Source organism: Pseudomonas sp. AAC (assembly GCF_000725445.1).
Taxonomy (GTDB): Bacteria; Pseudomonadota; Gammaproteobacteria; order Pseudomonadales; family Pseudomonadaceae; genus Pseudomonas; species Pseudomonas citronellolis.
The window spans coordinates 110,448-134,681 of record NZ_KL647103.1 but is presented as its reverse complement, the minus strand read 5'-3'; the positions used below and the strand labels follow the sequence as shown (position 1 = coordinate 134,681).

The window sequence follows — 24,234 nt, the reverse complement described above, 5'->3', positions numbered from 1 at the left end:
CTCCAATTGGGGCGCTCTCTTGCGTGCGATGCGGCTCGCCAGTACAGGCCGAGCGTCACTTCGAGCGCTCCCGCAATGGACCTCCCCGCTACCAGTTGCCGGGGCTGTCGGCCCAGGCATCGGCCTTCAGGCCTTGCGGGGCAATGAAGATCTCCATGTTTCCGCGCGACAGTTCCCAGTGCTCGAAGACCAGGTCCACCACGGCGGTCTCGTCATGCCGGGCAAAGGCCTCGATGAAGGCGTCGTGGTGTTCCACTGCCAGGCCCAGGTGCCGCTCCATTTCCTCGTTGCGCGGACGGAAGAACGTATGTCCGATTCTCGCGTGGTCGATCAGCAGGCGGCCGAGGCTGGGCTCCAGGTATGGGTTGCCGGACATTTCGCCCATGATTTCGTGGAAGCGATTGTTCTCCACCACCATGGCCATCGGGTCCCGGGAAAGGCTGGCCTTGCGGAAACGCTCCTGGGTGTCCTTGAGCGCCAGCAACTGGCCGGGCTTGAAGTTCTGCACGGCGAGGCGGCCGATGGCGGCGTAGATCATCGGCGCCACCAGGAAGAAGTTGCGCAGCGTCGAGTGATTCATCGGCGCCACCCGCGCCCCGCGGTTCTCCTGGATGTCCAGGTAGCCCTCGCCCGCCAGGCGGCGGAACACTTCCCTGACCGGGGTGCGGGAAAGCCCGTAGCGCTCGCTGAGACCGACTTCGTCCAATACCTGGTCGGGGTCCAGTTCCATGGTCAGGATCTGCCGCTTCAAGTCATCGTAGAGACTGTTTTTGCCGCTTCTCACCGTAGGCCTCCAGCGCTAGCCAAGTAGTAGCAAATGGCTGATGGAGCGGAGACTCGCACGGGTCCCAAGGCCGGTCAATCGCTTTGTATTCTTTGTGTATACCCAATAAATTCACAAAGAATACCGAGTTCCGCGCATTTCCCCTTGGATTTCAATCAACTAGAGCGCCGATACGGACAGCGCTATTTGTCGTTAACGGATATGCCGAGGTCGCTTCCAGCGATGAGGGCGTTCTTTTTCCAAATGGGAGCCCCACCGACATCCCCTGCTGCCCGCCCTGGCCACGCGGAACCGGCCTCTTGGGCGAAGTATGGTGAAATACCCCCGGATGGACGGCCCGGCGCTGCCTGAGCAGTCCCTTTCCAGACGCCTCCTCGGCGATACCGCCTGCGCTCCCAGGCTCATCACAGCCGCCCCACCTGGTCGCCAGCCCGTGGCGAAGGCCTGGCGGGGAGCGGTGGAACAGCCGTTTGTCGCGTCCGAGGTCGTACGAAAAATTCCTGTAGACATATTGTCTAACAGGCTTTTATAGTCGTTATACAAACTGTAGACACAAACCATGACAAGCAGAAAGGCTCCCATGAAGGCCCAGATCGAAGTCGACCAATCCAGCATCGATGCCCCGCTCGACCGCAAGGTGGTGCTGGCCGATACGCTGCGTCGGCGGATCCTGAGCATGGAACTGGCTCCCGGTGCGGTCGTTGACGAACTCGCCCTGTGCGACGAGTTCGGCCTTTCACGGCCACCGGTGCGGGAACTGCTACGCCAGATAGCCGCCGAGGGCTACATCGAGCTGGAAGCCAACCGCGCGCCACGCGTGGCGTCCATGAGCCACGAATCGCTGCACAGCTTCTTCCTTGCCGCGCCACTGATCTACATCGCCACCACGCAGTTGGCGGCCACCCATGCGTCCGCCGCCGAGATCGAGGCGCTGAAGGACATCCAGCGGAGATTCCGCAAGGCCATCGAAGAAAAGGATGTCGAGGCTCGCGTCTTCTACAACGACGAGTTCCACCTCGAGATCGGCAAGATGGCCCACAACGATTACCTGATGCCCAGCCTGCGCCGGCTGCTGATCGACCATGCGCGCCTGGGCAAGATCTTCTACCGCCACCCCACCACCGACGACATGCAGCAGGACCTGGAAGTCGCCTGCGAACAGCACGAGCAGATGATCCAGGCCATCGAGCGGCGCGACCCCGATGCTGCGGCCGACATCGTCCGGGCGCACTTCGAGCTGTCGCGCCGGCGCATGGCCGAATACGCGGCCCCGGCGGGGGTCGAGGTGGCACTTGTCTATTGAGTTCTAGGTAGTAACCCGAGCGCCGGTGTTCTCGCACGACAGTGAGTCATTTCACGCAAGGGATGGTTAACAGGCACAAACAATAAGAGTCAGGTCCCTGAAATGATGAAAGTGACGCACTTGCCTTCCGACGATTCGACCTGTGGCTGGTATCACCTGAGCAGGTCGCGGCAGCCCAAGCCGGCCCACCATGGCAAGAGCGCCGCCCGCTGGGTGGTCGTGGGTGCCGGCTTCACCGGTCTGGCGGCGGCCCGCCAGTTGGCGCTGAACTTTCCCGATGAGGAGATCGTGCTGGTCGAGGCCCAGGAAGTGGGCTTCGGCACCTCCGGGCGCAATGCCGGCTTCGCCATCGACCTGCCCCACGACATCGGCGCCGACGACTACATCGGTGACATCGCCACCGCCAGGATCGCCCTGAAGCTCAACCTCGCCGGCCAGTCCCAGCTGACGGAACTGGTGGAGCGCCATGGCATCGACTGCCAGATGAAGGCCTGCGGCAAGTACCAGGCGGCGATCGAGGACCGCGGCATCGCCGTGCTCGAGGCCTACCGCCGCGGCCTCGACAAGCTCGGCCAGGCCTACGAGATGATCGAGGCCGCCGACCTCCCCGCACACATTGGCACCCACTTCTACCGCCAGGCGCTGTTCACCCCCGGCACCGTGCTCATCCAGCCCTCCGCGCTGGTCAAGGGCCTGGCCGACTCGCTGCCGAACAACGTGACCCTGTACGAGCACACCCCCATCACAGAGGTGGAGTACGGCGAGAAGATCGTCCTCAGCCACGCCAACGGCGCCATCGTCGCCGACAAGCTGGTGCTGACCAACAACGCCTTCGGCATGAGCTTCGGCTTCCTCAAGGGCAAGATGCTGCCGGTCTTCACCTACGCCAGCATCACCCGGCCGCTCACCGCCGAGGAGCAGGCCCGCCTCGGTGGCAAGCCCTACTGGGGCGTCATCCCGGCGGATCCGTTCGGCACCACCGTGCGCCGCACGCCCGACAACCGCCTGCTGATCCGCAACAGTTTCAGTTTCAACCCGGACGGGCGCAGCAACGCCAAGTACCTGGAGCGCTTCGTCAGCCGCCACCAGGCCTCGTTCGACGCGCGCTTCCCGATGCTGCCCGACGTCGGCTTCGAATACACCTGGGGCGGCGCCCTGGCCCTGTCCCGCAACCACAACGGGTACTTCGGCGAGCTGGCCCCCAACGTCTACGGAGCACTGTGCTGCAACGGCCTGGGCGTGACCCGCGGCACCGTCACCGGAAAACTCCTGGCCGATTGGCTGGCTGGCGAGCGGAACGAGCTGATCGACTTCCTGCTGCGCTCCCCCGGCCCCAATGCCAATCCGCCCGAACCCTTCCTGTCCCTGGGCGTGAACCTCAACCTGAAGTGGGGTCAATACCGGGCAGGCAAGGAAAGCTGATCACGTAGGAGGCTTGGCGCCGCAGGCGCCTCCCAGGACGTCGGCCCCGACCGACTGCCAGTTTCGGCGGCTTTTCGAGCCACCAGGGCTGAAGACTCTTCTTCGGCTCTGCGGGTTCGCTCAGCCTGAAAACATCCGGCCGCTCTTAGAGTCAGGAGAAAACAATGACAATCAACGACACCTCGATCGAAGACGTACCCCTCAATGGCTTTCACCAGTTGCTGACGATCCGCTCCGGCGGCGGCTCCTTCGTCGACGGCTACGTGCTCAGCATCATCGGCGTATCCATGGTGCAGATGACCGCCGCCCTGGGCCTGAGCACCCTCTGGCAGGGCATGATCGCCGCCGCGGCGCTGATCGGCATTTTCTTCGGCGGCTTCATCGGCGGCTGGCTGACCGACCACTTCGGGCGCAAGCGCATCTTCTTCGTCGGCCCGGTGCTGTTCATCCTCAGTTCGCTGGCGCAGTACTGGGTGGAGTCGGCCCTGGCGCTGTTCCTGCTGCGCCTGCTCATCGGCATCGGCGTGGGCATCGAATACCCCGTCGCCACCTCCCTGCTGGTGGAGTTCCTGCCGAAGAAGCACCGCGGCCCGCGCCTGGCGACCCTGACCATCCTCTGGTTCGCCGGCGCCGCGCTGGCCTACATGGTCGGCAATTCCCTGCTCAAGCACGGCGGCGACGACGCCTGGCGCCTGGTGCTGGCCAGCGCCGCGGTGATAGGCGCGGCCCTGTTCCTGGTTCGCCTGGGCACCCCCGAATCGCCGCGCTGGCTGCTGGGCAAGGGCCGCGCAGCCGAGGCCGAGCAGGTCATCAAGAGCGTCTACGGGCCGCGCTTCTCGCTGCAGAACCTGCCCGAGCAGCCCAGGCAGAAGAAGCTCTCGGTGTGGAACCTGCTGCACTCCGGCTACGGCAAACGCATGCTGTTCGTCAGCATGTTCTGGACCTGCTCGGTGATCCCGGTGTTCGCCGTCTACGCCTTCGCGCCCAAGGTGCTGCTGGCGCTGAACCTCCAGGGTAACTGGGCCTCCTTCGGCTCGGAAACCATCACCCTGCTGTTCGTGGTCGGCTGCATCATCGCCACCCGCCTGATCAACGTCATCGGCCGGCGCAGTATGCTGATCTACAGCTTCCTCTGGTCCGGCCTTGCGCTGCTCGGCCTCGGCGCCTTCCACGCCTCCTCCGAAGCCGTGATCCTCGCGCTGTTCGGCGCCTACGCCCTGTTCATCGGCGGCGCCCAGGTGCTGCAGCTGGTCTACCCGAACGAGCTGTTCCCCACCGAGATCCGCGCCTGCGCGGTCGGCGTGGGCACCTCGCTGTCGCGGGTCGGCGCCGCGGTCGGCACCTACCTCGTCCCCCTGTCCCTGGACAGCCTGGGCATCGCCCAGACCATGTACGCCGCGGCCATCGTCACCCTGGTCGGCCTGCTGTTCGCCTGGGCGCTGGCCCCGGAAACCCGCTCGCTCAACCTGCAGCAGGCGGCTTCGCTCACCTGATCAAGGGCCGCCGCGCCGCTGGGCGCGGCGGCCGACCACCACGACCCCACTGGAGAACGCATCATGAAATTCGAAGGCATCTACACCCCCGCCATCACCCCCCTGGCGGCCGACGGCCAGATCGACCATCCGGCCTTCGCCGAAGTGCTGGAATACCTGATCGCCTCGAAGGTCCACGGCATCATCATCGGCGGCTCCACCGGCGAGTACTACGCCCACACCGCCCAGGAGCGCTTCGACCTGGCGGCCAAGGCCAGGGACGTGATCAACGGCCGCCTGCCGCTGATCGTCGGCACCGGCGCCATCCGCACCGAGGACTCGGTGGCCTACGCCAAGGCGGCGAAAGAGATCAAGGCCGACGCCCTGCTGGTCGGCTCGCCGCCCTATGCCCTGCCCACCCAGCAGGAGATCGCCGACCACGTGCTGGCCGTCGACGCCGCCGCTGACCTGCCGATCATGCTGTACAACTACCCGGCGCGCATGGGCGTGGACATGGGCGAGGAATTCTTCGCCGCCGTCGCCGGCTGCAAGAACATCGTCGCCATCAAGGAAAGCTCCGGCTCCACCGGCCAGCTGCACCGCCTGGCCTGCAAGCACCCGCGCATCGCGCTGTCCTGCGGCTGGGACGACCAGGCCCTGGAATTCTTCGCCTGGGGCGCGCGCAGCTGGGTCTGCGCCGGTTCCAACTTCATCCCCGGCGAGCACGTCGCCCTGTACCAGGCCTGCGTGGTCGAGAACGACTTCGCCAAGGGCCGCCGCATCATGGCGGCGATGATGCCGCTGATGGACTTCCTGGAAGGCGGCAAGTTCGTCCAGTCGATCAAGTACGGCTGCGAGCTGGCCGGCCTGCGCAGCGGCGGCGTGCGCGCCCCGCTCAAGGGCCTGACCGAGGCCGAAAAGGCCGAACTGAAAGAGATCGTCGCCGTACTCAAGCGCGAAGTCGCGCAGATCACCGAGGGCACCCACAATGGCTGAATTGCTGAGCAAGGCGCAATACGCCGCCATCGCCGCCGAACTGCGCTTCCCCACCCAGGCCTTCATCGACGGCGGCTTCCGTGACGCCGTCTCCGGCCGCACCTTCGCCAGCAGCAACCCGGCCACCGGCGAGCTGCTAGCCAACATCGCCGCCTGCGACGCCGAAGACGTCAACCTGGCCGTGGCCAGCGCCCGCCTGGCCTTCGAAGACGGCCGCTGGAGCAAGCGCTCCCCCGGCGAGCGCAAGGCGGTCATGCAGCGCTTCGCCCAGCTGCTCGAAGACCACGCCCACGAACTGGCGGTGATGGAGAGCCTGGACAGCGGCAAGCCGGTGCGCGAATGCCAGAACATCGACGTGCCGGAGACCATCCACACCCTGCGCTGGCACGCCGAGCTGATCGACAAGATCTACGACAGCACCGCGCCGGTCGGCTCCGGCGCCGTGACCATGGTGGTGCGCGAGCCCATCGGCGTGGTCGGCCTGGTGCTGCCGTGGAACTTCCCGCTGCTGATGCTGGCCTGGAAGATCGGCCCGTCGCTGGCCGCCGGCTGCTCCATCGTGGTCAAGCCGGCCCGGGAAACCACCCTCACCGCCCTGCGCGTCGCCGAGCTGGCGCACCAGGCCGGCATCCCCGCCGGGGTGTTCAACGTGGTGCCCGGCGGCGGCCGCGAGGCCGGCGAGCCCATCGGCCGCCACCCGGACGTGGCCATGGTCAGCTTCACCGGATCCACCGAGACCGGCCGGCTGTTCCTCAAGTACGCCGCCGAGTCCAACCTCAAGCGCGTGGTGCTGGAGTGCGGCGGGAAGAACCCGGCGGTGGTGATGAACGACGTGGAAGACCTCGACCAGGTCGCCCAGCACGTGGTCAACGGCGCCTTCTGGAACATGGGCGAGAACTGCTCGGCGTCCTCGCGCCTGATCGTCCACGCCGACATCAAGGACGCCCTGCTCGAACGCATCGGCGTGCACATGCGCGACTGGAAGATGGGCGACCCGCTGGACCCGGACAACCGCCTCGGCGCCCTGGTCAGCAAGGCCCACTTCGAGAAGGTGCGCTCGTACATCGAGCAGGCCCGCAACGAGCGCCTGGACTTCGTCTATGGCGGCCAGACCCAAGGCGACATCTTCGTCGAGCCCACCGTGGTCGACGACGTCGAACCGCAGAGCCGGCTGTTCCGCGAGGAGATCTTCGGCCCGGTGCTGTCGGTCACGCCCTTCACCGACATCGACGGCGCCATCGACCTGGCCAACGACACCGTCTACGGCCTGGCCGCCTCGGCCTACACCGGCAGCCTGCGCAACGCCCTGCGCCTGGCCCGGGAAATCCGCGCGGGCATCGTCACCGTCAACTGCTTCGGCGAAGGCGACGCCTCGACGCCCTTCGGCGGCTACAAGGAGTCCGGCTTCGGCGGGCGCGACAAGTCGATCTGGGCCCACGACCAGTACACCGAGCTGAAGACCATCTGGATCGATGCTTCGTGAGACCCGCGGTAAAATCCTGACCTGACCCGCAGTACAGCCCCCTGCGCCGCCCGGCGCCGGGGGCGCCACCCATCCAGGGCGGCGAACGAACAGCACGGCTCACGGAAGAGCTTCTCAATGCTGCATCGCCGTCGGTGTCGGCCCGTGCCGCTCACCACACACAACCTTCTCGACCAGACACCCAACCGTTGCGCACGGCGCAGCGGCGCGCACACCATTTTTGAAGAATCACTGCCATGCTTACATCCGACCTCCCCCACACAACTTGCGCCTCGGCGCACCGCAACGCCCTGCTGGTGGCCCACGTCGCCGCCGTACTGTTCGGCCTGACCGGTATCCTCGGCGCCTTGATCCAGGCCGACGCCAGCGTCATCACCTACGGCCGCGCCGCCTTCGCCATCGTCGCCCTGGGCGCCGTCGCCCAGCTGCAGCGGCGCCCGCTGCTGCGTGGCCTGGGCTGGCGCAAGATCGGCGTGCTGGCGCTGACCGGGGCGCTGCTGACTTCGCACTGGGTAAGCTTCTTCATCGCGGTCAAGGTCGGCGGCGTCGCGGTCGCGACCCTCGGTTTCGCCAGCTTCCCGGCCTTCATCGCCCTGCTGGACCTGGCGGTGTTCCGCGAGCGGATCGGCTTCGGCGAAGCCTGCCTGCTGCTGATGGCCACGGCGGGGCTGGTGCTGGTGGTGCCGTCGTTCGACCTGGCGGACCAGGGCACCCTGGGCCTGCTCTGGGGCCTGGGCTCGGGCCTGTCGTTCGCCCTGCTGGCGATCGCCAACCGGCGCGCCACGCGCGGCATGGACGCCATGCAAGTGGCCTTCTGGCAGAACCTGACCGTCGCCGTGCTGGTTTCGCCCTTCGCCCTGACGCACCTCGCCCACCACGCGCTGCTGCCGGCGGACTGGGTCTACCTGGCGCTGCTGGGCATCTTCTGCACGGGCCTGGCGCAGTACCTGTTCGTCAAGAGTCTGGATGCGCTGGAAGCCCGCAGCGCGGGCATGATCATCGCGCTGGAGCCGGTCTACGCCATCGCCTGCGCCTGGCTGCTGTTCGGCGAGCAACCCTCGCTGCGCATGCTGCTGGGGGCGGCGCTGATCATCTTCGCCACCCTCCTCTCGGCTCGCAGCAAGCTGTCCCAATCCACTGTGCACTGACGCGACGACGGGAGGCCGGCCCCGGACTCCCGTCGCTTTCTACGCGGGCCTCAGGCGCCCTGCTCCACCGTGCCGGAACGCGCGGCCGCCGTGGCGTGCCGGCGCGCGGTGAGGTTACCGAGCAGCAGGATGACCACTGCCAGCGCCAGGGTGGAAGTCACCTCCAGGCGGTGCTCCGGCATCACGAACATCACGCCCAGGGCGAACACGATGAAGCCGATCACCGCCCAGGTCAGCCAGGGGAACAGCCACATCTTGAAGGCTATCTCGGCGTTGCGCCGCTGCAGGATCGAGCGCATGCGCAGCTGCGAGAAGGCGATGACCAGGTATACCAGCAGCGCGATGGAGCCGGAGCTGGCCAGCAGGAAGGCGAACACCTGGGCCGGGGCGAAGAAGTTCACCGCCGTGGTCAGCATGCCGATGACGGTGCTGGCGATCACCGCCGCCCGCGGCACGCCGGCTGCCGAGGTGCGACGGATGAAGGCCGGTGCGTCGGAGCGCTTGGCCAGGGAGAAGATCATCCGCGAGGAGATGTAGATCGACGAGTTCAGGCAACTGGCCACCGCCACCAGCACCACCATGTCCACCAGGAACTTCGCGTAGGGGATGTGCATCACCTCCAGCGCGCGCTGGTAGGAGCCCTGCACCGGCAGCAGCGGGTCGTTCCAGGGCACCACGGAAATGATCACGAAGATCGACAGCAGGTAGAACACGCAGATGCGCCAGATCACCGAGCGGGTGGCCTTGGCGATGTTCTTCGCCGGGTTGCCCGACTCGGCGGCGGCGATGGTCACCGCCTCGGTGCCGAGGAAGCTGAACATGGTGGTCAGCAGCGCGCCGATGATCGCTGTCCAGCCATTGGGCATGAAGCCGCCGTTGCTCGCCATCAGCTGCGAAAGGCCGCTCACCTCGCGGCCCGGCAGGCCGCCGGCCAGGGCCACGGCGCCCAGGGCGATGAACAGCACGATGGCGATCACCTTGAGCATGGCGAACCAGAACTCGAACTCGCCGTACTTGGCCACGCTGAACAGGTTGGTCAGGGTCAGCAGCACGGTCATCGCCAGGGCGAAGAACCAGGACTCCACCTGCGGGAACCAGTTGTTCAGCACCACACCAGCGGCGATCGCCTCGATGGGGATCACCAGCACCCAGAACCACCAGTACAGCCAGCCGATGGTGAAGCCGGCCCAGCGGCCGATGGCCTGGTCGGCATAGGTGGAGAAGGAGCCGGTGTCGGGGCTGGCCACGGCCATTTCCCCCAGCATGCGCATGACCAGCACCACCAGGGTGCCGGCGAGCACATAAGCCACTATGGCGGCGGGGCCGGCAGCCGCGATGGCGTGCCCCGAGCCTACGAACAATCCCGCGCCGATCACGCCGGCGATGGAAAGCATGGTGACGTGCCGCGGCTTGAAGCCTTGCGCAAGCTCGCCATTGCGGATTTGCGTTCTTGTCGTTGTCATCCTGAGGCCTTCTTCGTTGTTCTTGTCATGTCCGAGCCCAATGCCGCCAGCCAGGGCCGCATTGCGCGAAGCCAAGCTAGTTCACGTGCGCTGCCGGGCAGTTGTTCCAGCGCGCCGCTTCCTTGACCAGGCCCGACAGCGACGGCCGCAACGCAGCGTCGCCGCCCTCCCCGCGCGGCACTTTCCGCCCATCGGAAAAATGACTTTTATTTCTTTTGAAACAAAGACATAGGCCAGCGTATATCCGCCGGCATATGGACACCCACAAGGCCCGTCCCTAGCGTGGAGCCCCACGGCAATCCCACACCAACAACAAGCAGGAGATACCCATGGGACGACTGAACGGCAAAGTGGCGCTCATCACCGGCGGCGCGGGCGGCTGCGGCCTGGCCGCGTCCGAACTCTTCGCCCGCGAAGGCGCCAAGGTCGCCTTGCTCGACCTTCCGCACAGCGACGGCAAGGCGGTGGCCGAGCGGATCAACGCCGCCGGCGGCACGGCCCTCTTCGTGCCCACCGACGTCTCCGTCGCCGAGCAGGTCGAGCGCGCGGTGGCCCAGGTGGAGGAACGCTTCGGCGCCATCACGGTGCTGATGAACCACGCCGGCACCATCCACGTCGGGCCCTTCCTGGAAACCCGCGAGAGCGACTGGGACCGGCTGATGAACATCAACGTGAAGAGCATGTTCCTGGTGACCCGCGCCGTGCTGCCGAAGATGATCGAGGCCGGCGGCGGCAGCATCATCTGCACCTCGTCCATCTCCGGCGTGGTCGGCACTCCCATGGAGGTCCTGTACTGCACCACCAAGGGCGCCTGCCACATGTTCGCCCGGGCGATCTCGGTGGAGTTCCGCGACCGCAACATCCGCAGCAACGCCATCTGCCCCGGCTTCATCGGCACCGCCCACGGCCGCCGCGAGCTGGACCTGCTGCGCGAATTCGGCACCGAGGTTTCCGACGAGGCGCTGCGCGCCATGCAGGGCCGCCTGTGCGACCCGCGCGAGGTGGCCTCGGCGGCGCTGTTCCTGGCCAGCGACGACGCCAGCTTCGTCAACGGCGCCCACCTGTTCGTCGACAACGCCTACACCGCGGCCTGACCGGCCCGAGCCGCGCGCCCAGACCAACAACAACGCCCGGCTCGCAAGACACTTAGCTCTGCCAATAGACAAGAAACCTACAAGAGACAGAGGCAGCTAATGGAAAACATCGGCACGTACGTCATCTACCTCATCATGGCCTGCGCCGTGGTCGGCGCCATCGCCTCCATCCTCGACGCCGAGTCGGAGCTGGGCAAGGAGTTCAACGCCGGCCTGCACAGCATCGGCCCGATCTTCATCCCGGTCGCCGGCATCATGGCGGCGATCCCCTTCATCTCCAGTTTCATCAGCCACTACGTGGGCCCGCTGTTCACCGCGCTGGGCGCCGACCCGGGCATCGCCGGGGCGATCTTCATCGCTTCCGACCTGGGCGGCTACCAGCTGGCGCAGGCCCTGGCCCACGACCCGGAAGGCTGGATACTCGGGCTGATCACCGGCTTCCAGTCCGGCTCGACCATCATCTTCGTCATCCCCGTGGGCCTGGCCATGCTCGCCAAGGCCGACCACAAGTACATGGCCCTGGGCATCATGGCCGGGCTGCTGAGCATCCCCATCAGCATCGTGCTCATCGCCATGGGCATGCAGCTGCTGGGCCTGGGCGTGCGCCCGGACATCGCCACCAGCGGCGCCGCCACCCTGCAGCTGCACTTCGACCTGCCGATGCTGCTGCGCAACCTGCTGCCGCAGATTCTCTTCTGCATCGCCCTGGCCGCCGCGCTGCGCTACGTGCCGGGGCTGATGGTGCGGCTGTTCCTCAAGCTGGGCAGCATCATGTACGCGGCGGTCACGCTGATCCTGGTGGCGTCCATCGTCGAGTACTTCACCGGCTTCTTCACCGCCAACTTCGGCAGCTGGGGCTTCGCCCCCATCATCGCCGACAAGCAGGACCAGTTCCGCGCGCTGGAGATCTCCGGCTACGTGGGCATCATGCTCTGCGGCGCCTTCCCGATGGTCTACCTGATCAAGCGCTTCCTCTCCCGCCCCATCGAGCGCGTGGCCTCGCACCTGGGCCTGTCGCCGGTGGGCGCGGCGGGCATCCTCGCGGCGTCGGCCAACATCCTCGCCATGTTCCGCCTGGTGGCGGACATGCCGCCCAAGGACAAGGTGCTGGTCATCGCCTTCGCGGTGAGCGCGGCCTTCACCTTCGGCGACCACCTGGCCTACTCCGCCAACTTCCAGCCGAGCTTGATCCTGCCGCTGATCATTGGAAAACTCGGCGGTGGCCTGATCGGCATGCTCCTGGCCTACTGGCTGGCGGTGCCCAAGGCGCAGCAGCTGGGCAGCCAGGAAGCACCGCAGGACGCACTGCGCGCCTCGACCGGACTGTCCTGACGCACCCGCGCAGGGGCGCCCCGCAGCGCCCCTGCCAGGCCCAGGCACCCGCCGGCCCCGCGCCGGCGCGACAACACCGGCTCAAGACAGGCGACGCAGCCCTCCATGAACAGCCAAGACGCGAAGAAGCTGGCGGACCTGATGGCCGCCGTCGGCACCGACAAGCTGGGGCACGCCATCGGCTCGCTGCTGGACGGCAAGGTCGGCTTCGACATGAGCTGCGGCTACCTGTTCCGCTTCGACCGCAACGCGCAGCTGCTGCACGACGGCTACAACGGCCAGGTGTCGGCGAAGACCCTGGAGGCCTATTCCCGCGGCGGCTACCTGCTCGACCCCTTCTACGTGGCCAGCATGAACCGCCACCCGGCCGGCCTGTGGCGCATGAGCGACCTGGCGCCGGACAGCTTCTTCTCCTCCGGCTTCGCCATCTCCCGCGACCTCCACCCCTGCGTGTCGTCCACCCACGGCACCCAGGTCGAGGAGATCGGCTACATCATCCACCTGCAGCCGCGCACGGCCCTCGTCTTCTCGCTGATGAAGGCCGAGGACCACGGCCCCTTCGCACCAAAGGAAGTCCAGCACCTGGAAGCCCTGGCGCCAGTGATAGCCGCGGCCTGGGAACTGCACTGGCGCACCGCCCTGAAGCCCGCCGAAGCCACCACGGAAGCGCCCGAAAGCGAACTGGAGAGCGCCTTCGTCGACATCCTCCAGGGCCAGCTGACCGACGCCCAGCGCTACATCGCCAAGCTCATCCTGCAAGGCCACAGCAACGCCTCCATCGCCCACCTGCTGGGCATCTCCGAAGGCACCGTGAAGGTCCACAAGCACAACATCTACCAGCGCCTGGAAATCTCCAGCAACTCGGACCTGTTCCGGTTGTTCATCGGCTATATCGCGCAGTCGGCGAGGTAGCGGCGTTTGCCCTGCTGGCAGAGTCCGCTCCTTGGCTCCAGGGAAGCCCCGTAGGATGGGTTGAGCGAAGCGATACCCATCACCGCCACCGCATGGGTTTCGTAGCCGGCAAGAGTGTTACGGTTCCAGGGAAGCACGGCCGTAGGAGCGGACTCCGTCCGCGATTGGGCCCACCGACCACGCCGAACGCCTCGGTGGCACGGCCGACGGTGGATACAGGAGTCCCAGGATGACTCCGGACTCCCCGCCCACTCCGAACGGCCCCCTCTCCCTCCGGGAGAGGGCTGGGGTGAGGGTGCTCTTCTGCGAACCTCCGCTCCAACCTCAACCCCATCACTCCACGCTCACAAGAATGACAAGAGAGAGCTAGGCGCCCCCGGATAACTCCGGATAATGAACGGCATCCCGCCCGCGTCGAAACAAGAGGCCCCCATGCTCACCGTGCAAGACCTGATCGAGATCGAGCTGCTGAAACTGCAGGCGGTCGCCGGCCTCGCCGGCACCGGCAGGCTGATCACCTGGGCCCATGCCGTCGACCTGCCGGACCCGTGGCGCTGGGTTTCCCCGGGCGACCTGGTCATGACCACCGGCGTTGGCCTGCCCGAAGCAGCGCAGGAGCAGGTCGCCTGGCTGGAGCAACTGGTGCAGAGCAACGCCAGCGCACTGGTAGTCGCGCCCCGTGACGACGCCCCGGCGCTGTCGGACGAGCTGCTGGCGGCGGCCGATCGCCTGTTGTTCCCCGTTCTCCGCGGCAGCTTCGAGCTCGAGTTCGTCAAGCTGTCCCACCATGTGATCGAAAGCGTGCTGCAGGCCCAGCGCGAGCGCTTCAATGCCAGCGAGCGGCTGTTCCAGACCTACGCCGAAGCCCTGCGCAAGGAGCCCGACATGGCCGGCCGCCTTTCGATCCTGGCCGCCACGCTGGACATGTACCTGGCGATCGAGGACGCGGTCAGCGGCGTCGACATCGTCGAAACCCGCTCGGCCCGCAGGCCGCCCCCGGAGCGGCTGGAACGGATACCCATCGCCGGGCGGGCGCGGGCCAACCTGGTCATGGCCCGCAAGGGCGAAAGAATGCTGGACGACCCCCTCCTGGTACGTTCGCTGGTGGGCCTGCTCGGCGTCGAGCTGGAACGCCTGATGATCCACCGCGACCAGCAGCGCGAAGAGGGCTCGGCGCTGCTGCGCAGCCTGCTGGAAGGCGAGACGGAGTTCAGCCTCGCCCGCCCCCTCCTGGAACAACGGGGCCTGCTCGGCACCCTGGTGTGCCTTGCGATCAAGCCGGGTGGCAACGGGCCCTGGGGGCCGGACGAACTGCACCAGGCGCCCGCCCTGCACCAGGCCAGCCCCCTGCTGCTGAACGACAAGGGCCTGCTGCTGGCGATCAGCCGCGACGACAACGAGCTATTCGATGCCCTGCGCAGCAATCTCGGCGAGGGCACCGTGATCGGCGTGAGCGGGCCGATCGCAGCGGCGACGGGCTTTCGCGAAAGCGTCAGGCAGGCGCGCCTGGCCCTGGCCCAGGCGCAGGAAGTGGAGGCCGGCGTGCTGCGCTATGGCGAGGCGGAGACCGGCCTGATCATGGCGCCGAAGTCCCTCGCCGAAGCCCGGGCGCTGGTGGGGCGCTACCTGGGCCCGCTGATCGAGCACGACCGAACCCAGGGCGCCGCGCTGCTGCCCACGCTGCTGGCCTTCCTGGAAAACGACGGGAACTGGAAGGCCACCGCCTTCGACCTGGGCATCCACCGCCAGACCCTGGTCTACCGGCTGAAGCTCGTCGAGCAGCTGACGGGCCTCAAGCCCACCTCCACCAACGGCATCGCACGCTTCTGGATCGCGCTCCAGGCCGCGAAGAACACCGAGCTGTTCGACCATACCCCTTGAATGCAAACGGCCCCGCACCTGGGGTGCGGGGCCGTCGGAGCCCACTCGCCGCCAGCCTCAGTCGCTGGTCGGCATCGCGAACTCGGCCCCCTTGGCGATGGCCTGCGGCCAGCGCTGCATGATGCTCTTCTGCCTGGTATAGAAGCGCACACCCTCCTCGCCATAGGCATGCATGTCGCCGAACAGGCTCTTCTTCCAGCCGCCGAAACCGTGCCAGGCCATCGGCACCGGGATCGGCACGTTGATGCCGACCATGCCCACCTGGATGCGCCGGCCGAACTCGCGGGCGATGTGGCCGTCGCGGGTGTAGAGGCTCACGCCGTTGCCGAACTCGTGGTCATTGATGAGCTGCACCGCCTCGGCGAAGTCCTTGACGCGCAGGCACGCCAGCACCGGGCCGAAGATTTCTTCCCGGTAGATGCGCATGTCGGGGGTGACGTTATCGAACAGCGTTCCGCCCAGCCAGAAGCCGTCACCGCAGCCCTCGCCCGCCGCCTCGCCGTCGAAGCCACGGCCGTCCACCAGCAGCGTCGCCCCTTCCCGGACGCCCTGCTCGATGTAGCCGGTGATGCGTTCGAGCGCCGCACGGGTGACGATCGGCCCCATCTCGGCCGCCAGGTTGCTGCCCTCGAGCACCTTGAGCGCGCGGGTGCGTTCGATCAGTTTCGGCATGACCTTCTCGGCGGTCTCGTCGCCGACGAAGACCGCCACACTGATGGCCATGCAGCGCTCGCCGGCCGAGCCGTAGGCGGCGCCGATCAGCGCATCCACCACCTGGTCGATGTCGGCATCGGGCATGACCACCAGGTGGTTCTTCGCCCCGCCCAGGGCCTGGACGCGCTTGCCGTGGCGCGCGCCGGTCTCGTAGATGTGGTTGGCGATGGGCGTGGAGCCAACGAACGAGATGGCCTGCACGTCGGGATGTTCGAGCAGCGCGTCGACCGCCGTCTTGTCGCCCTGCACCACGTTGAACACGCCGTCGGGCAGGCCGGCCCGCTTGAGCAGCTCGGCGATGAACAGGCTCGGGCTGGGGTCGATCGGGCTGGGCTTGAGCACGAAGGTATTGCCGGTGGCCAGGGCCACGGGGAACATCCACATCGGCACCATCACCGGGAAGTTGAACGGCGTGATGCCCGCCACCACGCCCAGCGGCTGGCGCAGCGTCCAGTTGTCGATGTTGCTGCTGACCTGGTCGGTGAAGTCGGTCTTCAGCAGTTGCGGCGCGCCGCAGGCGAATTCGACGATCTCGATGCCGCGGGTGACTTCGCCCTGGGCGTCGGTGAACACCTTGCCGTGCTCGGCGGTGATCAGCCGGGCCAGTTCGTCGCGGTGCTCGTTGAGCAGGGCCAGGAAGCGGTTCAGCACCCGCGAGCGGCGCAGCGGCGAGAGATTGCTCCAGGCCGGGAAGGCGGCCTTGGCGGCAGCCACCGCCGCGTCCACGTCGGCGTGGCTGGCCAGTTGCACCTGGCCGGTGACGACGCCGGTGGCCGGGTTGTAGACCGGCAGTTGCTGTCCGCTGGTAGCCTGTACCTGGGCGCCGGAGATCCAATTCATGATGGTTTGGGTCATTGTCTTTCTCACATCAAGGGATAACAGCGGTAGCGCTCAGCCACCACCTTGCAGAATCAGTAGATCGCGTACACCTTGCGCACGGTCTCCAGCACGTCCCAGCGCCCTGTCCAACCCGGAGGCAAGATGATCAGATCGCCACCAGTCACTTCCACCACCTCGCCGCTACCGCTATCGGTGAGCAGCGCCTTACCGGAGATGATGTAGGTGAACTCGGTGTCGGGGCGCTCGATCACCGGCCAGCCGCCGGGCTGGCATTCCCAGACGCCGAGGTTGCCGGTCGCCTCGGGCGCCAGTTGCTGGATGGCGATCTGCGGGTCGCCCTTGTCCGCCCCGGCGCGCTGGCCGGCGGGGCTCAGGGGCAGGGACTGGATGGCGGCGGACTTGATGATCGTGAAAGTGGTCACGGCGTACTCCTGTTAATGCGCACCTGTCAGCTTCTCGAGCAACATCGCGGTGCGGGATGGACGATGGGTGATGCGCTCTTCGATGTCGCTCAGCGAGGCTGCGGCGAGCCCGCTGTTGACACCCAGCCAGCGCAGCGGCTCGGGCTCCCAGGACGGGGAGCGGTGGTTGACCAGGGGCAAGGCGTTGATCGCCTCGTCGCGGCCCTGGATCAGGTTGCGCAGGATGCGCCCCGCCAGGTTGCTGGTGGCGACGCCATCGCCCACGTAGTTGCCGGCCCAGGCGATGCGTTTCTTCCGGTCGATGCTCACCGTCGGGCACCAGTCGCGGGCCACGCCCAGCGCGCCGCCCCAGCGGTGGGTGATGCGCGCATCGGCCAGGTCCGGGAAGAATTCCAGCAGCGTCTGGTGGATCTTCGCGTGGATGCCGTCCACCAGGTCGGCCTCCTCGGTGATCCGGGAGCCCAGGCGATACGGCGCGCCGCGGCCGCCGAAAACCAGCCGCCCCTCGGCCGTGACCTGCCCGTAGACGCGAAGGTGGCGCATGTCGTTGAAGGCCAGGCGGTGGTCGAGCCCCAGCCTGCGTCTCAGCTCGGCGGGCAGCGGCTCCGTCGCCAGCACCAGCGAATACAGCGGGATGACGAAGCGCGAGTGCCCGGGTTGCTGCGAGGTGAACGCCTCGGTGGCGCGCACCGTGAACTTCGTGCGCACCGAACCACGCCCGGTGCGCACCACGCCCTCGGCAAACTCGGTGACGGCGGAATGCTCGTGGATGGTCGCGCCCATCGTCTCCACCAGCCGCGCCAGGCCACGCACCAGCTTGCCGGGGTGGATCAGCGCGCAATGCTCGGTATAGAGCCCGCCCAGCGTGCCTTCGGCGCCGACCCTGGCGCCGGCCTGGGCGCCATCGAGCAGTTGCCACTGCTCCGGCAGCCCGAAGCGCGCCGAGCCTTCCACCGCCGCCCGCGCACGGGCCAGTTGCGGCGCGCTGCGGGCCAGGGAGAGGAAGCCCTGCTTGGCGTAGTCGGCGTCGACGCCTTCCAGCGCCAGCACCCGGCCGATCTCGTCCACCGTGTCGTTCATGGCCAGCTGCAGCTTCAGCGCGGCATCGTGGGAATACATCTCGGCCACGCGGGACAGCGAGATCGGGAAAATCGCCGAGGCCCAGCCCCCGTTGCGTCCGGAGGCGCCGAAACCGACTTCGCGCTTCTCCAGCAGCACCACACGCAGGGAGGGGTCGCTCTTGAGCAGGTAGTAGGCCGTCCACAGGCCGGTGTACCCCGCGCCGACGATGACGACATCAGCGTCCGTGGTGCCCTCCAGCGCAGCGCGGACCGGGCCTTGTTCGAACCAGAGCGGCTTGTTGGGTAACTGGGTCAGATCGAATTTTGCGGTCATGGGGTTGGCTTCCAATTGACGGCCATGGGTGGGGGCTACGAAGCGCTGCGTGCGGGTAGCACGGCGGCTTGCCGGCGGCAGCGGGACAGCCGCACCAGCGCGTAGGAGGCAGCGATCGCGGCGATGGCGATCAGGCACTGCAGCAGGCTGATCTGCATTGAGGGGTCGAAGGCCATGCTCACCAGCACCGCCACGATCGACGCGGTCACCAGCAGCGGCAGCCAGGGGTGGCCCCACATCGCGAACTTCAGGCTGCCCTCCTCCACCCATCTGCGGCGCAGCTTGAGCTGCGACAGGCAGATCATCAGGTAGACGAACAGGAAGACGGTGCCGGAGGAGTTGATCAGGAACTGGAACACGGTATCGGGCCAGAGCGCCGCGATGACCACGCAGCCATAGCCCACCAGGGTGGAGGCGATGACGCCGCGCACCGGCACGCCCTTGCGGCTCACCCCGGCGATCCAGCGCGGCGCCTCGTCGTTGGAGGCCAGCACGTACAGCAGGCGCGACGAGGTGTAGAGCCCGGCATTGAGCACCGACAACACCGCCACCAGGATCACCGCAGTCAGCATGTGGCCGGCGCCGGGAATGCCGATGTGCTCCAGGGTGGCCACGAACGGCGACTTGCCGGCCTTGATCTCGGTCCACGGCTGCGCGACCACGATGAAGAAGGTCGCCAGGACGAAGAACACCAGGATGCGCAGCATCACGGTATTGACGGCCTTGCGGATGTTGCGCGAAGGGTTCTCGGACTCCGCCGCGGCGAGGGTGGCGACTTCCACGCCGGTCATGGAGAAGATGACCACCACCACCCCGGTGAACAGCGACGTCACGCCGTGGGGCAGGAACCCGCCATGCTCGGTGAGGTTGCCGAAGCTGGCGGTGGAGCCCGGCCACAGCCGGAAGGCATAGGCCCCGGCGACGACCAGGAACACGACGATGGCCGCGACCTTGACGCCGGCGAACCAGTACTCGGCCTCGCCGAAGGAGTGCACCGACATCAGGTTCAGCAGCGTCATGCCCACCATCAGCCCCAGGGCGATGGCCCATACCGGGATGTCCGGGAACCAGCCGTTGATGATCTGGCCGCCGACCACGGCCTCGAAGCCCACCACGATCACCCAGAAGTACCAGTACAGCCAGCCGGTCATGTACCCGGCCGGACGGCCGAAGGCCAGCCTCGCGTAATCGACGAAGGAGCCCTTGGCGGGATGCGCGGCGGCCATCTCGCCGAGCATGCGCATCACCAGCGCGACGATCAGCCCGGTGATGGCATAGGTGATGAAAGCGCCGGGCCCGGTCGAGGCGATGACCGCGCTGGAGCCCACGAAAAGCCCGGCGCCGATGACGCCGCCCAGGGCCAGCATGCTGATGTGCCGCGTCTTGAGCGCACGCTTCAGGCGCGGGTCGTGTTCTGTCTGAATAGGCACTGGTCGTCTCCTTTTATTATTGGTAATCAACGCTGCCTTTTCAGAAGGTTAGGGACCTCTGGCGGGGCTGAACATCGACAAAATCCAAGGGACGGGCAGTGGCGCTAGACAAATGTATGAAGGGGGACGCGGGGGCTGGAGAGGTTGGCCCAACCCTCCGCAGATGCCGATCGCATCGGCGCCATCGGCATCTGCGGAGGCGGCGCCTACACCATCAACGCAGCCATCACCGACCATCGAATGCGGACTATCTGCCAGGCTCGGTGGAGGCAGGCAGATCGCCTCTTCGTAGGGTCGAGGGGACGCCTGGCTCTTGCTCGTGAATGAGCAGCGCAGTGAAGTGTGTTCGCGAGCAAGCTCGCTCCTACGAGAAGCCGTGCCCACCCGTATGGCAGGAGCGAACCTTGTCCGCGATGGCCGGAAGCTCCGGCGCGATTCGCGGATGAGATCCGCTACGCTCTCCCGGACAGCATGTAGGAGCGCGCCAGCGCGCGAAATCGCGGGCAGGGCCCGCTCCTACAGGTTGTGGTGCCGAACTCCCCGAGCATGCCGGGCAGCCCCCTCTCCCGCTTGCGGGAGAGGGCTGGGGAGAGGGTGCTCTTCCGCGGCCCTCCACTCCGATCTCAACCTCGGCACGGAACACAGTCCAGTTCCAGGGACACACGAACGTAGCGAGCATGGCTTTTCGTAGGATGGTGTTGAGCGAAGCGATACCCATCAGTGCAACCGCATGGGTTTCGCAAGCTCAACCCATCCTACGGAAAGCGCCTCGGCGCAGACAGTTGTTCCTACAGGTTGGCGCCGACCCCACCGGGCCCGGCCCCACGAAGAACCGATGCCAGGATCAGGGACGTGCGCGATTCACATCGATGAACGGCAGCGTCGAGCCCGGCAGCATGGTTTCCGGCAGCTTGCCGTCCCAGCGTTCGGCCTTGGTCAGTTCGATGAGGTTCTGGTTCGAGGCCAGGGCCTCGGCCTTGGCGCGGATGGCATCGGCCTCGGCCTGGCCGCGCAGGCGGGTGGCCTCGGCGTCGGCCTTGGCCTGGGCCAGCTTGGAGTCGGCCTCGGCCTGCGCCTGGGTGACCTGGATCTGCGCCTGCACCTGCTCGGTGGCGAGGTTCTGCTGGCGGGTCTGGATCGCCACCTCGGCCTTCATGCGCTCCTCGATGGAGCGTTCGTAGGCGTCGGAAAAGTCGATGTTCTCCACCTGCACGCCGTCGATCACCACCGGGCCCTTGACCGCGGCCTTGACCGCGGTGGCCACGTCGGCAACGAACTGCCCCCGGTTCTGCACCGCCTGGATCGCCGTATAGCGGCCGAAGACGTTTTCCACCTGGGTCGGCACCTGGCGGCTGATCAGACGGTCCACCAGCCCCTGCAGGTCGCCGTAGCCGGAGTAGACCTTCGCCACCTCGTCCGGCGTCACGTGCCAGGACACCGAGACAACCAGCGCCGCGCTCTGCTGGTCGCGGCTGTAGGCCTGCAGTTGCTCGTAGCGGCTGGTGTGGTTCTGGATCGACAGGGTCTTCACCGTCTCGATGAACGGCACCTTCCAGCCCAGCCCGGGCTCGGCCACGTCCACCAGCTTGCCGTTGCGCAGCACCACGCCGCGCTCCTTCTCGTCGATGGTGTAGAACGAGCCGCCCACGGCGACCAGCACCAGCAGGCCGATCAGGCCGCCGGCGACGAGTTTCAGGGGAAAGGCGCGCGGCAGCGCCTGGGGAATGTTCGCCATGGGGCATCTCCTTGAAAGTGGCGTTCCTGGGGCCCGGCACCTGCGCCGGGAGCGGCAAGCCTAGCGGATCGACCTGGGCCGGCACCAGCGTCGAATGTCGCTCGCCCCGAAGGAGGCGAACTCCACCAGCAATCCTTCAACCCTCGCTCGACAACCTCAACGTCCTGATCAACAGGCTCCGCAGGCTATCCACGGCCTTGGAGCCCTGGGAAGCGCGGCTTCGATAGACGGCGACCTCCATGGGCTCCAGCGGGCCGAGCCCCTGCTCGACGCCCAGTATCTGCAAGTGATCGGGGGCGCTGCATTGCGTCAGCACCGCCACCGCCAGGCCGCTCTCCACCGCGGCGAGCTGCCCGGCGAGGCTGGAGCTGTTGTACACCACCTTGTAGCGCCGGCCCTGCAGCGCCAGGGAATTGATCGCGCTGCGCCGTGCGAGGCTCGTGCTCTCGTAGACCGCGATCGGCAGCGGGTCGCGCCGCCAAAGCTCGAACTGCGGCGAACCCACCCAGACCATGGGTTCGTGGAACAGCAGCGTTCCGCGCCGGGAGTGGTCGCGGGAAACCAGCGCCAGGTCCAGATCGCCGCTGGCTACCCGCGGGATGAGCGCCGTCGACTGCTCGCAGTTCAGTTCGATTTCCACGCTGCCATAGCGCTGGGCGAAACGCTTGAGCACCGGCGTGAGGTACTTGGCCGCGTAATCGTCGGGCACGCCAAGACGAACCCGGCCGCTGAGTTCCTCGCCATGGAAGGCGGCCTGGGCTTCGGCGTGCAGGTCGAGCATGCGGCGGGCGAAGCCCAGCAGCGTCTGGCCGTCCGCGGTCAGCTGCAGGCTGCGCGGGCCGCGCACCAGCAGTTGCCGGCCCAGGGCGCTTTCCAGTTTCTTCAGCTGCATGCTGACCGCCGATTGCGAACGATGCACCTCGCCCGCCGCGTTCGACAGCGAGCCCGCATCGACCACGGAAACGAAGCACTTCAGCCAGTCCAGCTGCAGGTCACGCGGCATCATCTTGATCGGCCCTTTCCATTCGTTTATCGAATATTTGCATGCGGCATTATGCGCTTCTCGTTCCAACGGGCCAGCCCCACACTCGCCGTATGAACGCACATGAACAAATGGCGGGGCCGCAGGCTTCGCCTTTCAGCCAGCAAGCCGCACACGTCCATTCCGACGTCACCGGCGGAACGCTGCCCTTCGTACTGGGCAGCGTCGTCCTGGGCACCATCGGCCTCTTCCTGCACCAGTCCGGCGCCGATCCGCTGACCGCGACCTGGTTCCGCTGCGCCTTCGGCCTGCTGGGGCTGACGCTCTGGGCAGCCTGTCGCCGCCAGTTGCGCGGCCTGCTCCCGGGCAGGAAGGCGACCTTCGCGCTGCTCGCGGCGGGCGGCCTGATGGTGCTGGCCTGGGGCCTGTTCTTCGCCGCCATCGAGCACACCTCCGCAGGCGTGGCCACGGTGCTCTTCCATGTGCAGCCGCTGTGGGTGCTGATCCTGGGTGCCTGGTATCTGAAGGAGCCGATTGCCAAGCGACGCGTGGTATCGGTGCTCGTCGCCATGGCCGGCCTGGTGCTGGCGACCGGCATACTGGAGCACCTTTCGCTGTTCGGCGCGGACCAGGCCTACCCCGCGAGCTACTGGTGGGGCGTGGCGTTCTGCCTGGTCGGCGCCTTCTGCACCGCCTGCGTCACCATCGTCGCCCGGCGGCTAAGGCACATGTCGGCCGGCATCCTCGCCTGGTGGCAGTGCGCGATCGGAACGCTGGTCCTGCTGGCGTGGCCCATGCTCCACGGCTGGCCGCAATGGGGCGCCTCCTGGGCCTGGCTGGCAGGCCTGGGGCTGATCCACACCGGGCTCGCCTATTCGCTGATGTACGCCGGCATGGCGCGCCTGAACACCGACAGGATCGCGGTCTACCAGTTCATCTACCCGGCCGTGGCCATCGTCATCGACTGGCTGTTCTACGGGCAGCGCCTGGGTGCTCTGCAGTTGACGGGCATCGCGGTGATGGCCGTTGCCATCTGGTTCACCGAGCGCAATGGGGAAAGGGAGCGGACTTGATGTCAGCCGATCCTCAATCCCTGGTTTTTGTACCCGCTCTCATGACCCTGCTCACCGCTGCCGAAAACAGAAAGAGCTCTCCGCTTACCGAGGCGGTGAGGTTGCGCGGCGCGCCATAGTTGGCGGTAGTGGTGCTTTCGTATAGCGACAGCAGGTACTTGCGATCGGTGACGTTGTTCAGGTTCAGTGCCGTGCTCCAGTGGCTGTCGATGTCGTAGCTGGCCATCAGGTCCACCAGGGCGTGTAGTAGCCGTTGGCGGCGATGGTGTCGGCGCCAGCCTTGAGGTGCGAGCGGCCGTAGTTGGCGCCGAGGGTCAGCTCGTGCTGGCGGTCGAACAACTCTAAGGGACCGT

General features: G+C 66.9%; 20 protein-coding genes. 11 read left to right on the top strand and 9 right to left on the bottom strand.

All coding sequences use genetic code 11. From position 1 onward, the window contains the following. Positions 1–88 precede the first annotated feature (88 nt). The gene (locus FG99_RS29720) at positions 89–784 is read right to left on the bottom strand and encodes a GntR family transcriptional regulator (protein WP_043273803.1); all 696 of its coding nucleotides are present in this window, start codon (positions 782–784) and stop codon (positions 89–91) included. Between the two features lie 580 nt (positions 785–1,364). Between FG99_RS29720 and FG99_RS29715 the strand changes: the two genes are divergently transcribed. From FG99_RS29715 to FG99_RS29690, 6 genes are all read left to right on the top strand, one after another. Continuing rightward, positions 1,365–2,087 (top strand): GntR family transcriptional regulator, encoded by a 723-nt coding sequence (locus tag FG99_RS29715; protein ID WP_043273802.1) that lies wholly within the window; start codon positions 1,365–1,367, stop codon positions 2,085–2,087. Between the two features lie 102 nt (positions 2,088–2,189). Beyond that, entirely contained in the window at positions 2,190–3,509 is a 1,320-nt protein-coding gene (locus FG99_RS29710) for an NAD(P)/FAD-dependent oxidoreductase (protein ID WP_043273801.1), read from the top strand. Positions 3,510–3,673: 164 nt separating this feature from the next. Continuing rightward, positions 3,674–5,002, top strand: coding sequence for an MFS transporter (locus FG99_RS29705; RefSeq protein WP_043273800.1), 1,329 nt, complete (start codon positions 3,674–3,676; stop codon positions 5,000–5,002). 63 nt (positions 5,003–5,065) lie between these two features. Next, positions 5,066–5,977 carry a dihydrodipicolinate synthase family protein gene (locus FG99_RS29700; RefSeq protein ID WP_043273798.1) on the top strand — a complete coding sequence of 304 codons (912 nt, stop codon included), beginning with the start codon at positions 5,066–5,068 and terminating at the stop codon, positions 5,975–5,977. Beyond that, entirely contained in the window at positions 5,970–7,460 is a 1,491-nt protein-coding gene (locus FG99_RS29695; RefSeq protein WP_043273797.1) for an aldehyde dehydrogenase, read from the top strand. The genes FG99_RS29700 and FG99_RS29695 overlap by 8 nt, the downstream gene beginning before the upstream one ends. A gap of 236 nt (positions 7,461–7,696) precedes the next feature. Beyond that, positions 7,697–8,608 carry a DMT family transporter gene (locus FG99_RS29690; RefSeq protein WP_009620104.1) on the top strand — a complete coding sequence of 304 codons (912 nt, stop codon included), beginning with the start codon at positions 7,697–7,699 and terminating at the stop codon, positions 8,606–8,608. A gap of 50 nt (positions 8,609–8,658) precedes the next feature. On the opposite strand, the gene gabP is transcribed toward FG99_RS29690, so the two are convergent. Beyond that, positions 8,659–10,071, bottom strand: coding sequence for a GABA permease (gene gabP / locus FG99_RS29685; RefSeq protein WP_043273796.1), 1,413 nt, complete (start codon positions 10,069–10,071; stop codon positions 8,659–8,661). Between the two features lie 329 nt (positions 10,072–10,400). Here gabP and FG99_RS29680 point away from each other — a divergent pair, with 329 nt between their 5' ends. The 4 genes from FG99_RS29680 to FG99_RS29665 all read left to right on the top strand — a co-directional run bounded on the left by FG99_RS29680 (position 10,401) and on the right by FG99_RS29665 (position 15,290). Beyond that, positions 10,401–11,165: an SDR family NAD(P)-dependent oxidoreductase gene (locus tag FG99_RS29680; RefSeq protein WP_043273794.1), complete on the top strand. Its 765-nt coding sequence runs from the start codon at positions 10,401–10,403 to the stop codon at positions 11,163–11,165. A gap of 99 nt (positions 11,166–11,264) precedes the next feature. Further along, positions 11,265–12,497: an ethanolamine utilization protein EutH gene (eutH, locus tag FG99_RS29675; protein ID WP_043273793.1), complete on the top strand. Its 1,233-nt coding sequence runs from the start codon at positions 11,265–11,267 to the stop codon at positions 12,495–12,497. A 105-nt stretch (positions 12,498–12,602) separates the two neighbouring features. Continuing rightward, entirely contained in the window at positions 12,603–13,409 is an 807-nt protein-coding gene (locus tag FG99_RS29670) for a helix-turn-helix transcriptional regulator (protein WP_043273792.1), read from the top strand. Between the two features lie 432 nt (positions 13,410–13,841). After that, on the top strand, positions 13,842–15,290 hold the full coding sequence (locus FG99_RS29665; RefSeq protein WP_043273790.1) for a PucR family transcriptional regulator: 1,449 nt from the start codon (positions 13,842–13,844) through the stop codon (positions 15,288–15,290). Between the two features lie 57 nt (positions 15,291–15,347). Here the strand turns inward: FG99_RS29665 and FG99_RS29660 are convergent, their stop codons facing one another. From FG99_RS29660 to FG99_RS29635, 6 genes are all read right to left on the bottom strand, one after another. Further along, entirely contained in the window at positions 15,348–16,859 is a 1,512-nt protein-coding gene (locus tag FG99_RS29660) for a CoA-acylating methylmalonate-semialdehyde dehydrogenase (RefSeq protein WP_043273789.1), read from the bottom strand. Positions 16,860–16,915: 56 nt separating this feature from the next. Further along, positions 16,916–17,266 carry a cupin domain-containing protein gene (locus FG99_RS29655; RefSeq protein ID WP_043273788.1) on the bottom strand — a complete coding sequence of 117 codons (351 nt, stop codon included), beginning with the start codon at positions 17,264–17,266 and terminating at the stop codon, positions 16,916–16,918. Between the two features lie 12 nt (positions 17,267–17,278). Further along, entirely contained in the window at positions 17,279–18,661 is a 1,383-nt protein-coding gene (locus tag FG99_RS29650) for an NAD(P)/FAD-dependent oxidoreductase (RefSeq protein WP_043273787.1), read from the bottom strand. Between the two features lie 35 nt (positions 18,662–18,696). Further along, positions 18,697–20,091 (bottom strand): amino acid permease, encoded by a 1,395-nt coding sequence (locus tag FG99_RS29645; RefSeq protein WP_043273785.1) that lies wholly within the window; start codon positions 20,089–20,091, stop codon positions 18,697–18,699. Positions 20,092–20,935: 844 nt separating this feature from the next. Continuing rightward, positions 20,936–21,826: an SPFH domain-containing protein gene (locus FG99_RS29640; RefSeq protein ID WP_009620067.1), complete on the bottom strand. Its 891-nt coding sequence runs from the start codon at positions 21,824–21,826 to the stop codon at positions 20,936–20,938. 136 nt (positions 21,827–21,962) lie between these two features. Beyond that, positions 21,963–22,832 (bottom strand): LysR family transcriptional regulator, encoded by an 870-nt coding sequence (locus FG99_RS29635; RefSeq protein ID WP_043273784.1) that lies wholly within the window; start codon positions 22,830–22,832, stop codon positions 21,963–21,965. An 89-nt stretch (positions 22,833–22,921) separates the two neighbouring features. Here FG99_RS29635 and FG99_RS29630 point away from each other — a divergent pair, with 89 nt between their 5' ends. Further along, the gene (locus FG99_RS29630) at positions 22,922–23,881 is read left to right on the top strand and encodes a DMT family transporter (RefSeq protein ID WP_201773759.1); all 960 of its coding nucleotides are present in this window, start codon (positions 22,922–22,924) and stop codon (positions 23,879–23,881) included. Between the two features lie 13 nt (positions 23,882–23,894). Here the strand turns inward: FG99_RS29630 and FG99_RS29625 are convergent, their stop codons facing one another. Further along, positions 23,895–24,107 carry a TonB-dependent receptor gene (locus FG99_RS29625; RefSeq protein ID WP_009620064.1) on the bottom strand — a complete coding sequence of 71 codons (213 nt, stop codon included), beginning with the start codon at positions 24,105–24,107 and terminating at the stop codon, positions 23,895–23,897. Positions 24,108–24,234 lie beyond the last annotated feature (127 nt).

Excerpts from the sequence above, each read along its gene's own strand:
- FG99_RS29715 (WP_043273802.1), top strand. The coding sequence starts at position 1,365 with ATGAAGGCCCAGATCGAAGTCGACCAATCCAGCATCGATGCCCCGCTC.
- FG99_RS29710 (WP_043273801.1), top strand. The coding sequence starts at position 2,190 with ATGATGAAAGTGACGCACTTGCCTTCCGACGATTCGACCTGTGGCTGG.
- FG99_RS29705 (WP_043273800.1), top strand. The coding sequence starts at position 3,674 with ATGACAATCAACGACACCTCGATCGAAGACGTACCCCTCAATGGCTTT.
- FG99_RS29700 (WP_043273798.1), top strand. The coding sequence starts at position 5,066 with ATGAAATTCGAAGGCATCTACACCCCCGCCATCACCCCCCTGGCGGCC.
- FG99_RS29695 (WP_043273797.1), top strand. The coding sequence starts at position 5,970 with ATGGCTGAATTGCTGAGCAAGGCGCAATACGCCGCCATCGCCGCCGAA.
- FG99_RS29690 (WP_009620104.1), top strand. The coding sequence starts at position 7,697 with ATGCTTACATCCGACCTCCCCCACACAACTTGCGCCTCGGCGCACCGC.
- gabP (WP_043273796.1), bottom strand. The coding sequence starts at position 10,071 with ATGACAACGACAAGAACGCAAATCCGCAATGGCGAGCTTGCGCAAGGC.
- FG99_RS29680 (WP_043273794.1), top strand. The coding sequence starts at position 10,401 with ATGGGACGACTGAACGGCAAAGTGGCGCTCATCACCGGCGGCGCGGGC.
- eutH (WP_043273793.1), top strand. The coding sequence starts at position 11,265 with ATGGAAAACATCGGCACGTACGTCATCTACCTCATCATGGCCTGCGCC.
- FG99_RS29670 (WP_043273792.1), top strand. The coding sequence starts at position 12,603 with ATGAACAGCCAAGACGCGAAGAAGCTGGCGGACCTGATGGCCGCCGTC.
- FG99_RS29665 (WP_043273790.1), top strand. The coding sequence starts at position 13,842 with ATGCTCACCGTGCAAGACCTGATCGAGATCGAGCTGCTGAAACTGCAG.
- FG99_RS29660 (WP_043273789.1), bottom strand. The coding sequence starts at position 16,859 with ATGACCCAAACCATCATGAATTGGATCTCCGGCGCCCAGGTACAGGCT.
- FG99_RS29650 (WP_043273787.1), bottom strand. The coding sequence starts at position 18,661 with ATGACCGCAAAATTCGATCTGACCCAGTTACCCAACAAGCCGCTCTGG.
- FG99_RS29640 (WP_009620067.1), bottom strand. The coding sequence starts at position 21,826 with ATGGCGAACATTCCCCAGGCGCTGCCGCGCGCCTTTCCCCTGAAACTC.
- FG99_RS29635 (WP_043273784.1), bottom strand. The coding sequence starts at position 22,832 with ATGATGCCGCGTGACCTGCAGCTGGACTGGCTGAAGTGCTTCGTTTCC.
- FG99_RS29630 (WP_201773759.1), top strand. The coding sequence starts at position 22,922 with ATGAACGCACATGAACAAATGGCGGGGCCGCAGGCTTCGCCTTTCAGC.
- FG99_RS29625 (WP_009620064.1), bottom strand. The coding sequence starts at position 24,107 with ATGGCCAGCTACGACATCGACAGCCACTGGAGCACGGCACTGAACCTG.